Origin of the sequence: Variovorax sucrosi (assembly GCF_051216635.1) — a bacterium.
Taxonomy (GTDB): domain Bacteria; phylum Pseudomonadota; class Gammaproteobacteria; order Burkholderiales; family Burkholderiaceae_C; genus Variovorax.
In genome coordinates, this window is record NZ_JBPJZU010000004.1 from 252,655 (window position 1) to 267,169 (window position 14,515).

Annotated in this window: 5 protein-coding genes; 1 reads left to right on the forward strand and 4 read right to left on the reverse strand. The window is 71.3% G+C overall.

The window, feature by feature from the left end; translation table 11 throughout:
* Nucleotides 1-85 precede the first annotated feature (85 nt).
* Complete coding sequence (locus ACSFBE_RS10080; RefSeq protein ID WP_262077939.1) at nt 86-568, forward strand: Lrp/AsnC family transcriptional regulator; 483 nt, start codon at nt 86-88, stop codon at nt 566-568.
* A 12-nt stretch (nt 569-580) separates the two neighbouring features.
* Here the strand turns inward: ACSFBE_RS10080 and ACSFBE_RS10085 are convergent, their stop codons facing one another.
* The 4 genes from ACSFBE_RS10085 to ACSFBE_RS10100 all read right to left on the reverse strand — a co-directional run bounded on the left by ACSFBE_RS10085 (nt 581) and on the right by ACSFBE_RS10100 (nt 14,505).
* Nucleotides 581-1,000: a hypothetical protein gene (locus ACSFBE_RS10085; protein ID WP_435490235.1), complete on the reverse strand. Its 420-nt coding sequence runs from the start codon at nt 998-1,000 to the stop codon at nt 581-583.
* A gap of 118 nt (nt 1,001-1,118) precedes the next feature.
* Nucleotides 1,119-5,333: an OmpA family protein gene (locus ACSFBE_RS10090; RefSeq protein ID WP_435490236.1), complete on the reverse strand. Its 4,215-nt coding sequence runs from the start codon at nt 5,331-5,333 to the stop codon at nt 1,119-1,121.
* A gap of 59 nt (nt 5,334-5,392) precedes the next feature.
* The gene (locus ACSFBE_RS10095; RefSeq protein ID WP_435490237.1) at nt 5,393-13,408 is read right to left on the reverse strand and encodes an SdrD B-like domain-containing protein; all 8,016 of its coding nucleotides are present in this window, start codon (nt 13,406-13,408) and stop codon (nt 5,393-5,395) included.
* Between the two features lie 389 nt (nt 13,409-13,797).
* Nucleotides 13,798-14,505 carry a response regulator transcription factor gene (locus tag ACSFBE_RS10100; protein ID WP_435490238.1) on the reverse strand — a complete coding sequence of 236 codons (708 nt, stop codon included), beginning with the start codon at nt 14,503-14,505 and terminating at the stop codon, nt 13,798-13,800.
* Between the last annotated feature and the right edge of the window lie 10 nt (nt 14,506-14,515).

Here is a 14,515-nt window from a genome sequence, read left to right on the forward strand (position 1 = left end):
GATGCTAGGCGCTCGCCACACACGATTCCTGCAACTTGCGGCCCCCCGATGGTCCAGCACGCAGGATTCCTGCAAAATCTCCCAGATGAGCGCTCCAGTCGAACTCGACACTATCGATCTGCGCGTACTTCGCGCGTTGCAGGCCAACGGCCGGGCCACCTACGACGAGCTGGCGGCCCAGGTCAGCCTGTCGTCGTCGGCGACGCTGCGGCGCGTCAAGCGGCTGGAGGAATCGGGCGTGATCCAGGGCTACGTCGCCCTGTTGCGGCCCGAGCGCGTCGGTCTGCCGCTGATGGCCTACATCAACGTGCGGCTCGAAAAGCACACCGAGAGCCACAAGCGCAGCCCGATGGACGCCTTCCGCGCCTCCATCCAGGGCTGGCCGGAGGTGATCGAGTGCCACTCGCTCACCGGCGACATGGACTACCTGCTGCGCGTGGTGGTCGCCGACATGGCGCACTACTCGCGCTTCGTGATGGACACGCTGCTCAAGCACCCGAGCGTGCAGGACTGCAAGACCAGCTTCGTGCTCGACCGGGTGAAGACGACGACCGCCCTGCCGATCTGAGCCGCCGACCGCTCAGGAAGCGAGCTTCGACACGACGACGGAATCGTCTGACGGCGGCTCCATCTCGCCCTTCAGAATCTTGCACGCCTGCAGCGCGCCCTGGCCGGCAGCACTCGACTGTGCGCCGATGGCCGCCAGTCGCCGCTCGCGCTCGGCGCCCTCCAGGTCCATCGACACCTTGCTCAGTGCGAGCGCGGCGGTGAGCGCGTCGCTGGCCGCGACCAGGAACATGTACGACGCTGCCCGCATGCGGTTGGCCTGGGCCGTCTCCTGGCGTGACACGACCAGGCCGCGTTCCGAGAGGTCGGGCAGGCTCAACAGGTCGGTGGGCTCGAAATGGGTCACGGGCATCCGGTCCAGATCGCTGGCGGCAATGACCATCGCCAGCGCCTTGTGGGCCGCATGGACGGTGGAAAGATGGCTTTCTCGCATGATGGGCTCCTCCGCGCTCGAACAGGGCGCATTCTCACCCCAATGCGGCGGCGGCGGCACCCCGCACCGACCCGCAGGCCGGCACGGGCCGCACCCGGCCCGGCCCCGGCGCACCGCGTTAGAACTTTCCCAGCACGTTCAGGAAGAAACCCTTGCTGCGGTAGCTCAGGTCGGTCAGGTCGTCGGAGTAGTCGGTGAAGTTGTAGCCCACACCGACCTTGAAGTTCTCGTTGACGTGGTAGTACGCCGCGGTGAGCCAGCCGTCCTTGCGGTCGTGCAGTTCCTTGGCGCGCAGCGAGCGCAGCTCGACCATCCAGTCCCAGTTGCGCACCAGCTTCCAGTCGAGCCGCACCACTGCGAGCTCGGCGGTGCTCTTGAACCACGGCGCCGAATCGTCCCGGCTGGCGCGCAGGTCGCCGCGCCGCCAGGCGTACTTGCCGCCGATGGTCCAGCGCTCGTTCAGGTCGTAGGTCGCGTCCACCGCCAGCACATGGCTGCGCTGCTGGTAGTCGATGCCGGTGCTGGTCACCGTGCCCATGTTGCTGTCCAGGCCGGTGTTGACCACCTGCCCCGGCGACGAGAGGTCGTACAGGAAGGTGTACTTGAACAGCAGGTTCAGCTTGTCGTCCAGCGCCGGCCGCAGGCCGTAGCCCAGCATCGCCTCGGTGTACTTGGCAGCGTTGAGCGCGCCGCTGCTGCTGTCGCTGTCGGCCCAGTTGAACTTGCCGATCCAGCGCGCGTCGCGGTCGACCTTCCAGCTGAAGGAGTTCTTCACCAGCCAGCTGGTGCGGCGCTCGGTGCTGCCCTCGTCCTGGCGGTACTCGATGCCACCGCTGTACTTCACTGCGTCGCTCGAGTAGCCGGCGGTGGTCGCCACCGCTTCGCGCTTCATCACGCCGAGCGTCTCCGCGCCGATCCAGCCGTTCTCGAAGTTGACGCCGAAGGTCCAGTGCGTGTCGGGGGCGTACTGCACGCCGTAGGCATGCGTCAGGCCCGGCTGCTCGCCGGTGCTCTGGCGATGCTCGGTGAAGAGCGACAGGCCGTCGCCCACGCGCGAACGCACGCCGGTCACCAGGTTGCCGCCGCGGCCGATCAGGTTCTCGTCGGTGCGGCCGGTGTCGGCCACGTAGGTCACGTAGACGCTGGAGCGGTCGTCGTACTGGTAGTCGACGCCGGCCTTGCCCGCCGCCCCGCCGTCGCCGCCCGAGAGTTCGCCGCGCAGCGCGAGCTTGTCGGTCACGCGGTACTTGCCGCCGAAGCCGAGGCGGTCGTTCTCCAGCCGCGTGCCGGTGGTGCGCACGCTCTTCTGCGCGAACCCGTAGAGGCTGTAGCGGTCGGCGCCGGTGTAGTCGAGCTGCACCGCCACGTCGCTGCGCTCGCCGAACACGGCCTGCGTGCTCGGCAGCGATGGGCTGGTGATGAGCGAATCGCCAGTCTTCTCGTCGTAGCGCAGGCCCAGGCCGAGCTTCCACGCAGGTGAGAACTGCCAGCCGTACTGCGCATCGAACACGTTGCTGTTGTAGCCGTCGCGTTCGTCGCGGCGGTCGGCCTTCAGGCGCAGTTCGCCGGTGTCGCCGACCGGCAGGTTGGCCTGCAGGCCGGCCTGCGTGGTCTCGTTGCTGGCGTACTGGCCGGGCGCCGAGAAGCCGGCGCCGCGCGACTGCGAATAGGCGCTGACACGGCCGCCCTGACCGAGCTCGAAATCGCGCAGGTCGGCCTGCCCCTCCACGCGCCACGCGTTGGCCCGGCCGTTGGGGCCGGTGGCGCCTCCGCTCGCAGAGCTGAAGTTGAAGCCGCCGTCGAGCGAGTCGTACTGCTGCGTGCCCGGGCCTTCGCTGCGCGCCACCTCGGCCTTGAGGTAGCTGGTCTCGGTCTTGCGCAGCGTGAGGTCGGCACCGGCCAGGCGCTGGTCGCCGCCGATCTGGTCCTGCCGCGCGGCGGTCACGCCCACACCCACGTGGTCGTTGGCCCACCAGGACACGCGCCCGCCGGTCGCCATGGTGTCGAGCGAACTCGACAGCGGCGTGTACTCGTAGTCCACCACCAGGTAGGCCGGCATGCCGGCGAAGCCGCCCGCGCGCACCAGCGAGCCGTCGTCGGCCAGGCTGGTCAGCGGCGACGACAGCAGCACGCGGCCTTGCAGGTAGTCGATCTCGTAGTCGGAGGTCGGCACCAGCTGCGTGCGCTTGAGGACGAAGCCCGAGTTGCGGTCGCGGACCTCGATGCTCACCCGCTCGGCGCCGCGCGTGATGTCCTGGTTGCGCAGGTAATACAGCGAGCCGCCGGTGCCGCGGAATTCCTCGCGGGCCGACAGCGTGCCAGGCTCGGCCGCATAGGCCTGCAGCTTGAGGCGCGCGTCGCCGAAGGCGGTGGTCTCCTCGCCCAGGTAGCGCCCGTGGAAGCCGTAGAGGCCGCGGCTCACGCGGGTGAGTTCGGTGTCGCCGAAGCTCAGCTTGAAGTTGCCCCACATCGCCTGCGAGCGGCCGTCGTCTACCCGCAGGTAGAAGCGGCCCTGCGTCGGCGCGTCCTCGATCGAGGTCGAGTCGTCGCCGAAGGTGCTCCACGAGTCGGCCGGGTCGAAGCGCCGGAACAGCGAGGTCGGATCCTTGTGGTCGAGGTTGCGGAACATCTCGTTGAGCGGCCGCTCCTCGGTGTCGAGGCTGGCGGTCAGCGTCCAGCGGTCGTCGAGCTGGCCCTTCGCATAGCCGGCCAGCCGGCCTTCGCTCCAGCTGCCGCCGTCGTAGCGGTTCCGGTCGTTGGTGACCAGCGCGGCCGGGCCGCTGACGCTGTTCTTGCCGAGGGTGAGGTCGGCCTGGCCGATGAAGAACCAGTCGCTGGTCGGCAGCTCGAAGTCGCGCCGGTAGACGCGCGCGGCGCCCTGCGCGTCGGTGACGGCGATCTCGCCGGTCTGCACGCGGCGCGGCACCAGTTGCTGGAAGACGAAGCGCCCGGCCTCGTCGACCGGCACCGCGAAGCCGAGCGCGCGCACCCGCTCGCCGGGCCGGATCGCCGCGCCGCTGGCGGTCACGGTGCCGGCCTTGATCGGGATGTTGGCGATCGCCAGGTTGCTCTTGCCATAGGCCTGCAGCAGCTCGCGTTCGGGGTCGGGCGTGCGCAGGTCGGGCGCGTGGCGCTCGGCCACGCTGAGCGAGAGGTCGTCGGTTTCGTCGAAGCGGCCCTGCGCGTCGTAGAGCCGCAGGCGGTAGTACACCTTGCCGCCGGTGCTGTCGGCGCGCGCGTCGAGCAGGCCGGCCGGTACCGTCCATTCGCCGCGCAGGTCGGCGTCCAGCGGCACGGTGGCCAGCGGGCGCCGCTGCATCACGTCGTTGGCGGTGAAGAGGCGCAGCTCCGCGCGCATCGCGAACAGGCGGTAGTTGCTGTAGCCGGCGAAGCGCACGGTGTCGCCGGCGACCACGGTGGTCGGCCAGGCCGCCGCGCTCAGGCGCCGCGGCGCCGAGAGGTTGTCGTACTGCAGGCGCAGCTGGTTGCGCTCGAGCTGCACGTCGACGCAGCGCTGGCGGTCGGCGCTGGTGGCGGCAATGCCGTCGGCGCCCAGCAGCTGCCCGTCGACCGTGATGCGCAGCGGCGCATCGTCGGTGCCGAAGGCGCTGAGCGTGCCGCAGGCCGTGGGGTCGACCGCAGCCGTGCCGGGCCGCACGACGGCCGGCGTCACGTCGGTCCAGAACACGCGCACCTCGACGCGCCGGTTCGCGGCCCAGCGGGCCGGGTCCTCGGCCGGCATGGCCAGCGGCTCGCTCGCGCCGCGCGAGGCGGCGCTGGCGGCGCCCGCCGGCAGGCCGAGCTGTTGCGTCAGGTAGCGCCCCACCTGCTGGGCGCGGGCCAGGCCGAGCGCCTGGTTGTCGGGGAAGCGCGCCTGCAGCGCCGGGCTGATGCGCTGCACGTCGGTGTGGCCGACGATCTCGAAGCGCAGTCCCTCGCGGCCCTTCACCTGCGCCACGATGCGGTCGAGCGCCTCGCGGTCGACCGGGCGCAGCAGGTCGGCGCCCGATTCGAAGCGGGGCGTGCTGCTGTCGCTGCGCGGTGTGCGCTGGGCCGGCGTGCTGGCGTCCGGTGTGCCGCCGACCAGCGCGCGCTCGTCGCCGAGCAGGAAGACGGCCCGGGGCAGTTCCTGTTCCGCGCTGCGCGGAAGGGTGTCGGTACCGGACAGCTCCACCGCGCGCGGATCGGCCGCGCTGCGGTCGAGCATGCGCCCGCGGGTTTCGGCACTGCCGTGGGTGGGCGCCGGCGCGGTCTGCGCGGCAGCCAGGCCCATGGTCAGGCAGGCACTGGTGACTGCGCTCGCCAGGGCGATGCGCCGGGGTAACGTTCTCATGGGCACTCGCTGCGGGATGGGTGACTGGGCGGGGTTCATGGCGGGGGCGTTTCCAGGCCTCATGGCTTCGCGGAAGCGGGGACCCGCTCGACCTCGACGTCCAGGTTGAAGAGCGGTGGCTCGCCGCGGTCCGCGCGCTCGCGGCCCAACTGCTTCCAGCGCGCGAGCACGTCGGCCTTGACGGCCTCCATGCGCTGCGTGGCCAGGGCGTCCGGCTCGCCGGCGGCGGCCCGGTACGCCAGGCGCAGCACCGATGGCTTCTCGGCCAGCGCGGTCACGGCCGGGGCCAGCTGCGCGGCGTGCGCCGGCAGCAGCGCGGCACTGCCGTTCTCGAAGGCGCTCGACTGCAGCGCGAGGCGCACGACGCGATGCACCGTGGCGCCGAAGTTCACCTTCAGCACCTTGCCGCGGGTGGCGCGTTCGGCGGCCGGGTTCTCGCTGGTGGTCCGATAGCCCGAGGGCAGCGTGCGCTCGTCGACCTTCAGCACCAGGTTGCTGCCGGTGCCTTCCTTCGGAATCGCGGCGCAGGCGATGTGGTAACGGCCTTCGGCATCGGTCGTGATCAGCAGGCCGTTGACGGTGGCGACGCGCGCGTTGGCGATGCCGGGCTCGCCGGCGTCCTGGTAGCCGTTGGCGTTCTTGTCGTCGTAGACGGTGCCGATCACATCGGTGCAGTCGAACAGCGCATCGGGTATGACGCGCACCGTGGCGGTGGCGAGGTTCGAGAGCGCGCGGCCACCGACGCCCTGCTGGGCGATCACCTGGTTCACGTACTCGCCCTCCCCCACGCCGACGCCGGCGCCGGCGACCATCAGGTATTCCTTGGTCTCGTTGCCGTTGAAGTTCTGGCCCGGCACGACCAGTTGGCGGCCGTTGAGCTGTGGCACCACCGGCAGCGCAGCGCCACCGGGCAGCGTGCGCACCGTGAGCGAGCCCGCCACGAAGCGGAAGCCCGGCGGCAGCGTGTCGACGATGGCGACATTGCTCAGCGTCGCGCCGCGCGTGTTGCGCGCCGTGATGCGGTAGGGCAGCAGTTCGCCCTTCTTCACCGTCAGCTTCGAGGTCGTCTTGCGCAGCTCGATCAGCGTGGTGTTGGCCGGGTCCAGCGGGATGTTGTTGGCCACGACGTGCTGGCCGCCGCCCGCCGGCATCTGGAAGGCCAGGTAGTAGCCGGCACCGGTGACGAGCGCACCCCCCGGGCTGACCACGCAGGGGTTGCTCTGCGCCGGCACCGGGCCGCCGGCCGGCGGCGTGCAGGCCTGCGTGCCGAGGGCACCCGCCGCGGCGGGGAACATCGACGACGGCAGGTACGCGCCGGGCGGCACCACCGTCAGGCGGTACTCGCCCGCGGGGGCACCGGGCAGCAGGAAGAAGTCGTAGCTGCCGGAAGTGCCGGTGCTGTAGCTGTCGCGGCCGTCCAGCAGATGGCGGGCCGGGTCGAAGCCGGCCGGGCCGACCAGCGTCACCGTGGCGCCTGGCACCGGTGTGCCGCTGACGCTGTCGTACACCACGCCACCCGGGTCGTAGGGCAGGTCCTGCTGAACGGTGTTGGTGCCGGCCGCGACGCGCACCTTGATCGACACGCGTGGGTCGCTGGCCGGCGGCGTCGGGTACGGGCCGTTGCCGGCGTTCTGCGCCGGGTCGGTCGGCCAGGTGCCGCCGACCAGGCGGCCGTCGGGGGTGCGGAAGCGCACGCGGTATTCGCCCGGCGTGAGGTCGCCGAAGCGGTAGCTGCCATCGGCACCGGTGACCACGCTGTAGAGCGGCACCAGCGCGCTGTCGGCGCAGGCGTTGCTGCCGTCGGTGCAGCGCGTCAACTCGACGGTCCAGCCTTCGCCGCCGCCCTCGCCGCTGTCGTTGCCGCGGTTGTGGTTGCCGTCCAGCCAGACGCGGCCGCTGAGCGAGCCCGGCTGGCTGTTGCGTTCGCTGAGGTCGTAGCCGGTGCCGTCGAGCGCGCTGGCCGAGATCGGCACGCGGATCACGTTGGTGCCCTGCACCGTGCCGCCAAGCGTGCCGGCCTTGGCGCCGCCTTCGTCGTAGCCCGTGGGCTGCGTCTCGGTCAGGGTGTAGCCGTTGGCGTCGGGCAGCGGCAGGTCGGCCAGGCGGTAGGCGCCATTGGCATCGGTCACGGCGCTGCGCGTCACCGGCGCGCCGGCGGCGTCGGTGCCGGTCAGCGTGAGTGTGATGCCGGCGATCGGCAGGTCCTGCGGCTCGCGCGTGCCGTTGCCGTTGGCGTCGTTCCACACCGTGCCGGCCAGCGACGCGCCGCGTTCGCCGAAGTTGTAGTTGTCGCCGTTGCCGCGTGCGTAGGCGATGGCGGCGAGCGCGTCGTTGCCCAGCGTGCCGCTGGCCGCGCCCTCGACGGTGCCGAGCGCATCGAGGCCGTCGGCGTAGGTCACCGGCTGCGTTTCGCGCACGGTGTAGCCGGCCGCGTCCGCCGGGAGCAGCCCGGTGAAGACATAGCGGCCGTTGGCGTCGGTGCTGACGCTCAGGTCGACCGGCAGTCCGCTGGCCGAGCGCCCGGTCAGGCGCAGCGACACGCCGGCGATGGCGGGCTCGCCCTCCTGGCGCGTGCCGTTGTTGTTGCTGTCGACATAGACCCAGCCGGCGATCTGGCCGCCGCGTTCGCCGAAGTCGTAGTCGATGCCGGCTTCTTCCGACACCAGTGCGATGCCGCCGATGCGGTCGTTCACGCTGGCCGGGTTGGCGGTGCCGCGCGGTGCACCGGCGACGGTGCCCACGGCCTCGGTGCCGTCGGCCACGCCGACGGGCTGGGTCTCGTCGACCTGGTAGCTGCCGGGCAGCAAGGTGGTCGTGGTGTAGACGCCGCTGGCGTCGGTGACCAGCACCTGCGTCACCGCATTGCCGAGGAAGTCGGTGCCGCTGACCGTCACCGTCACACCGGCGATACCGGGCTCGCCGGCATCGCGCACGCCGTTGGCGGGCGTCAGGTCGGCATAGACATGGCCGGAGAGGCTGGCCGGTCGCACGGCCGAGAAGTTGTTGGCGGCCGAGCCCGCGCCGGCCGCGCCCAGGCGGATGCCCTGGATCACGTTGGCGTTGGAGCCGTTCGGCCCCGCACTCACGCCGGTGCCGGCCGTGGGCACGGTGCCGGCCACGCTGCCGGTGCCGCTCACGGCGCCCGCGCGCGTCAGGCCGGGCGCATAGCCGGTCGGCCGCGTTTCGGTCACGCTGTAGAGGCCCGGTGCGAGGTTCGGGAAGTTGTAGTTGCCCGCCGCGTCGGTCAGCGTCGTGAGGCTGACCGTGTTGCCCTGGTCGTCGGTGCCGGTCAACACAATGGTGACGCCCGCCAGGCCCGGTTCGGTCGCGGGTGCGCCCTGCAGGCCGCTGCCGTCGCGGTCGTAGTACACGCGGCCCGAGATGCCGCTCGGCAGCAGTTCGCCGAAGTCGTAGGCGCCCTGGGTCAGGGGCGGCGAGCTGCCGCTCACGGTGACGCCGGTGATGACGTCGCCGCTGGTCTGCGCCGTGCCCGGCTGTCCGTTGGCGCTGGCCTTGCCCGGCGCGTAGCCGGTCGGCTGCGTCTCGGTGATGGTGTAGCCGCTGCCGCCCGAAGGCGGGACGTTGCGGAACTCGTAGCTGCCGGCCGGGCCGGTCGGCACGGCGACGATGTTCACCGGGTTGCCCGCGGCGTCGGTGCCGGTCAGGCGCACGGTCACGCCGGTGATGCCGGTGTCGCCGGCCTGGGGCGCGCCGTCGTTGTTCTGGTCGACGAACACGCGCACCGAGATCCGGGTGAGCACTTCGCCGAAGTCGTAGCCGGTCGCGGCCACGTTGGAGCGCAACGCGATGGCGCTGACCTGGTCGTTGGTGGCGGCGCTGCCGCCGGCGGTGCCGGCCGCATCGCTGCCGTCGACATAGCCGGCCGGTTGCGTCTCGACCAGCGCATAGGTGCCGGGCAGCAGGTTGGCGAAGCTGTAGGCGCCGCTCGCGTCGCTGGTGGCGGCGGGCACGCTGACCGCGTTGCCGAACATGTCGGTGCCGCTGAGGGTGACGGCCACGCCGGCGATGCCGAGGTCGCCCGCGTTGTACGCGTTGCCGTAGTCCACGTCGTGGTAGACCCGCCCGGCGATGGACGCCGCGCGCACCTCGCCGAAGAAGTTGTTGCCCGACACGCCGCCCGTTGTCAGGACGATGGCCTGCACGACGTTCGCGTTGGAGCCGTTGGGGCCGTTGACCGTGCCCGCCGGCACCGTGCCCGGCGTGCTGCCGGTGCCGCTGCCGGCCCGGGTGATGCCAGGCAGGTAGGCGGCCGGCTGGGTCTCGGTGACGGTGTAGGTGCCGGCCGGGACGATGAAGTTCCAGTTGCCGTTGGCGTCGGTCGTGGTGGTCAGCGTGACGGGGGTGCTCGTCGCTGCATCGGTGCCGGTCAGCGTGATCGTCACGCCGGCGATGCCGGGCTCGCCGCTGTCGGGCTGGCCGCTGCCGTTGAGGTCTTCGTACACCCGGCCGCTGACGCCGGCGTTCTGCACCGTGATCTGGCCGCTGTTGAAGTTGTTGCCCCCGGTGGTCACGGCGCCGCCGTTGGTGTCGCCGGAACCCGTCGTGACGATGCTGGCCGTGTTGGTGATGACGGTGCCGTTGGCCGGCGGCGTGCCGGTGACGAAGCGCACCGGGATGCGCACGGTCGCCGTGCCGGCGGCGGGCATCGAGGCGATGGCGCAGGTGACCACGTTGCCGGCCACCGCGCAGGTCGGCGCGGCCGGCGTGAAGCTGCCCGCTGTCACGGTGAAGCTCGGTGCGCCAGCGACTTCGAGCGTGCTCGGCAAGGCGTCGCGGAACTCGGTGGTGTCGGCCGTCTGGGGCCCGTTGTTGCGCACCAGCACCCGCCAGTCGAAGGTCTGGTTGGTGGCCATGCTCGTGACGGGCGTGGCCGTGCCGCTCGCCACAGCCTGCTTGCTCACGACCTCGACGTCGGCCTTGTAGCGGAAGGCCGTGCTCTCGGTGACGAGGTTGTTGCTGGGCAGCGCGTCGTACTGGTTCTGGCTGCTGTCCAGGAAGTCGACCGCCATCCCGTTGACGAAGGCGCCCTTGCCGGCGCCCTTGAGCACCACCTGGACCGACACGCTGTTGGGTTCGCCGGTCGCGTTCGTGCCGCTGCCGCCCAGTCTCGGCACGGTAAAGACGATCTGGCCGCCCACCGCGCCGACGGCTGCGCCGCCCTGCAGAGCGAAGGTGACCCCGGCCGGCACGTTGACGCTCACCAGCGTCGGCGCCGATTCGCCGCCCGACGCCGTCACCGGCAGCGTGTCGACGATGCGCACGCCCTCGGCCGTCGAGGGCCGGTTGTTCGACACCCGCAGCGTGTAGGTCACGTTGTCGCCCACGTCGACCGGGTCGGCATCGTCGGTCTTCTCCGCGACCAGGTCGTAGTCGGGGATCGTGATGCTCGCCGGGGCGCTCGCCGCGTTGTTGGTCGAGAGCGTCTCCGGCGTCCCGGTCGAGACCGTCACCGCATTGGTGAGCGTGGTGTTGGCGGTCGAGGCCAGCGGGCGCACTTGCACGGTGACCGTCTGCTGCTGGCTGCGATCGATGGCCGCCCAGCTGCAGCGCAACTGGTTGTTGCCGGCGCCGGTCGGCGCGGTCGTGCTCGGCGTAACGGAACAGCTGCCGCCCCCATTGGCCACGGCCGACAGGAACATCAGGCCCGACGGCAGGGTGTCGACCACCTCGACGGCATAGGCCCGGCTGAAGCCGCCGTCCGGTGCGGTGGTGCGATTTACCGCGGCGAGGGTGTAGGTCAGCAGCTGGCCGGCCTTCACGGTCGACGGGCTGGCGTTCTTCGTCACGGTGACGTCGGTCAGCGCGGTGTAGTAGGCCGAGGCGGTGCCGCTGTTGGTCAGCCCGGCGTCGTCGAGCACCGGGTCGGCCGGGGTCGCTGCCACGGCGCTGGCCTTGTTGTCGATGCGGAAGGCATGGTCGGTGGCCGAGGCGCCGTCGCCGTAGTGAGCCGCCGTGACCTGCAGCACCGGGCACAGCGGATCGGCGGTCGCCGGCGCGCTGGCGGCCCGGCACACCGGCAGCGTCGTCAGGCTGCAGTTGCTGAGGAAAGCCGTACCGTTGGCCGCCGGCGCGGTCACGCTGCAGACGGCCGCGAAGGTGCCGCCGTTCGGTGTCAGCTGCACCGTCGATGTGCCGACCACCTGGGCGAAGCTGTCGCTGATGGCCACGTTCTGGGCCGCCGACGGGCCGGCGTTGACGATCTCGATCGCCCAGACGACGGGGCTGCCGGCGACCTGCGGGCTGCCGGCGCTGGCGCCGAGGGCGCTGATCACGCGCTTGTTCACCTTGACGTCCGCGGCGGTGCCCGAGTCGTCGACACCGGTGTCCACGTCCATGCAGTCGTTGCCGGTGTTCGCGTCCGGGTCGGCGCCCGCCGTCGGCGCGCCGGCCGGCAGCGCCACGTTCACGCACATGTGGTTGCGCAGCAGGGTGCCGGTCGGCGTGGGCAGCGTGGTGATCGTCACGTTGAGCGTCACGAAGCCGCCGTTGCGGGCACTACCGCCAGCGCTGACGTCGACCGGAATGTCGGCCGTGGTGACCCGGCTGCAGTTGACGTCGGCCGGACCGACCACCGGCAGCGTCGCGGGCAAACCACCCTTGGTCACGGCGCAGCTGAAGCCGTTCGGCGCGATGCTGTTGAGCGTCATGTTCGCCGGCAGGTTGTCGACCAGCGCGACGGTGCTGCCCGCCAGCAGGCGGGTGCTGCCGAGGTTGGTCGAGCCCACGGTGAAATCGAAGGCCTGGTTCAGCGGCACGCTGTTCTGCGGCCAGCCGCGGCGCTTGTCGGCGCGGAAGTCGGTGTCCGAGACGGCCACGTCGGCCGGTGCCTGCGCGATGACCGAGCCCGCCACCGGCCCGGTGGCCGCGAGCGTGGCCTGGTTGACCACGCCGGTGCCCGGCGTCGTGGCCCGCACCGGCACGACGATGTTGCCGAGTGCGAGGTCGGCGCCGCCTGCGCCGCCGATGTCGGCGCGGGTGCAGGACAGCGTCTGGCCAGCGACGTTGCAGCTCCATCCGGCGGCCGCCGTGGGCGTGCCGTCGAGGGCGAAGTTCGCCGGGATGGTGTCGGTCAGCGTCACGCCGGTCGGTGCCGTGCCGCTGAAGCGCGGCGCCAGCGTGAAGTTGAAGCGTTGGCCGACCAGCAGCTGGCCGCCGTCGTGCGTCTTGCCGAGCGTCAGCAGGCTGCCCGGCGTCACGGTGGTCACACCGCCGGCGTTGTTGTTGGTCGAAACGCCGTCGCCGACGGCGCCCGACGCCGGTGCCACCGCCGCCTGGTGCGAGATGGTCGAGCCCGACGCGGCGATGACGACGCCCTGGACCGTCACCGTCGCGCTGCCGCCCACCGCAAGCGCGCCCACGTTGCAGTTCAGGGTGCCGCCAGAAATCGAGCAGCCGGCCGGCAGACCGGTGGGCGACACCGAGAAGCCCGTCGGAAGGGGGTAGCTCAGGACGGAGCCGGTCGAGGCGTCCGGCCCGCCGTTGGTCAGCGTGAAGACCACCGGCTGCGTGCTGCCGCTGGGGGCGCTCGCCGGCGCGCTGAGCGTGACGCCGATGTCGGCCCCCTTGTTCACCGTGATCGTCTTGGTTTCGGACGAACCGCCGCCGTCGATCGTGGCCGTCACCGAGAGCGAGCCCTCGGCCACCGTGCCGAGCACGATGCCGATGTCCACCGTCTGGCTGGCCGCCAGCGTGATCCCGGCGCACTGCACGCTGCCGGGGCCGGCGCTGCCCACCGGTACGGTCGCGCTGCAGCTCACGCCGGCCGGCAGCGCCTCCGTGCCCTGGTAGATCGATCCGGCCGGGAAGGTGAAGGTGAAGCCGGTGCCGGGCGCACCGACCGGCGAGCTGTTGAGTTCGGCGACGAGGACGTGGTTCGTCACCTGGGCGCGGGCCGGCACGATGGCTGGGGTGGGCTCCAGCGCCGAAATGCGGGACTGGGCGTGGGCGGTGGCGGCCAGGAGCAGCGAGGATGCCGCAATGGCGGCGATCCGGCGGGCGATCCGGGTGGCGGCAGGCAGCAGGCGGCGAGGCCTCGGGGTACTCAAGATGGTCATGCGGGCGGTCGTCTCGAATGAGCCGCCAGGGCCACCGCGCAAGATGCGCGGCCTCTCACCGGGCGGCAGGGCTGCATGCGACGACTGAGCGCAAGGGCGTCAGTCGGAAGTCATGCGACGGCCGCGATGGTGCAGATAGATCTTGTTACATTCATCCAGGATTGATCACAATTCCTGACGGTTGTTGACGAATGTGAACCCATTTCCGGAGTGGGCACTCCCTTGGAACGGTGTGCATTCGCGCGAAATGAGACCCAGGCAACCCGGCGAGGCGGGTGTCGAACGAATGCCAAGCATCGTGATATTTGTCACGGTTTGAGCCGTTGGCCGCCCGCCACAAACCCCCACCGATCGAGCCCCGGCATGCCCGGCGACCGGCCACGTGCCGGCTATTTCACGAGCACATAGCCCGTGCCGCGCACCGAATGCAGCGGCAGCCGCATGCCCAGCTTCTCGGCCTTGCGGCGCACGCGGCTGGCGATCGCGTCGATGCGGTGTCCGTCGAAGTCGAACACGTCGCCGCCGAGCGCCCGGATCAGTTCGTCGCGGCTGACCGCCGAGCCCCGGTGGCGAAACAGGCAGGCGACGAAGGCCCGCTCGCTGGTGGTCAGCTTCATGCGGCGGCCCTCCGGGTCGCTCAGGATCCAGTCGCCCTCGAGCAGCCGCCACGGCCCGCTGCGCTTCGGTTCCTGCGGCGCGGGCACCGGTGCGTCGGCGCCCACGCCGGCGTCGATGGCGCTGGCCGGCTCTGCGCGCAGGCGGCGTGCGATGGCGTTCAGCGTTTCGGCCAGCTCCGCCATGTGCACCGGTTTCACCAGGTAGGCGTCGGCGCCCTGGCGCAGACCGAGGAGGCGGTCTTCCAGCTGGCCGCGGGCGGTGACCAGCACCACGCCGATGCGGCGAACACTCCGAAGGTGGGACACGATGGACAGCCCGCTCTCCCCCGGCAGACCGATGTCGACCACCGCGATGTCGCAGGGCGCGCGCGCGAAGGCCTTGTAGAAGGCCGGCGCGGCAGCAAAGCCCTGGGCCTCGAAGCCCAGCTCCCCGAGCGCGAAGACCATCTCTTCGCGCAGATCGTCGTCATCCTCGATCACGTGAACGCGC

Excerpts from the sequence above, each read along its gene's own strand:
- ACSFBE_RS10090 (WP_435490236.1), bottom strand. The coding sequence starts at position 5,333 with ATGAGAACGTTACCCCGGCGCATCGCCCTGGCGAGCGCAGTCACCAGT.
- ACSFBE_RS10095 (WP_435490237.1), bottom strand. The coding sequence starts at position 13,408 with ATGACCATCTTGAGTACCCCGAGGCCTCGCCGCCTGCTGCCTGCCGCC.
- ACSFBE_RS10080 (WP_262077939.1), top strand. The coding sequence starts at position 86 with ATGAGCGCTCCAGTCGAACTCGACACTATCGATCTGCGCGTACTTCGC.
- ACSFBE_RS10085 (WP_435490235.1), bottom strand. The coding sequence starts at position 1,000 with ATGCGAGAAAGCCATCTTTCCACCGTCCATGCGGCCCACAAGGCGCTG.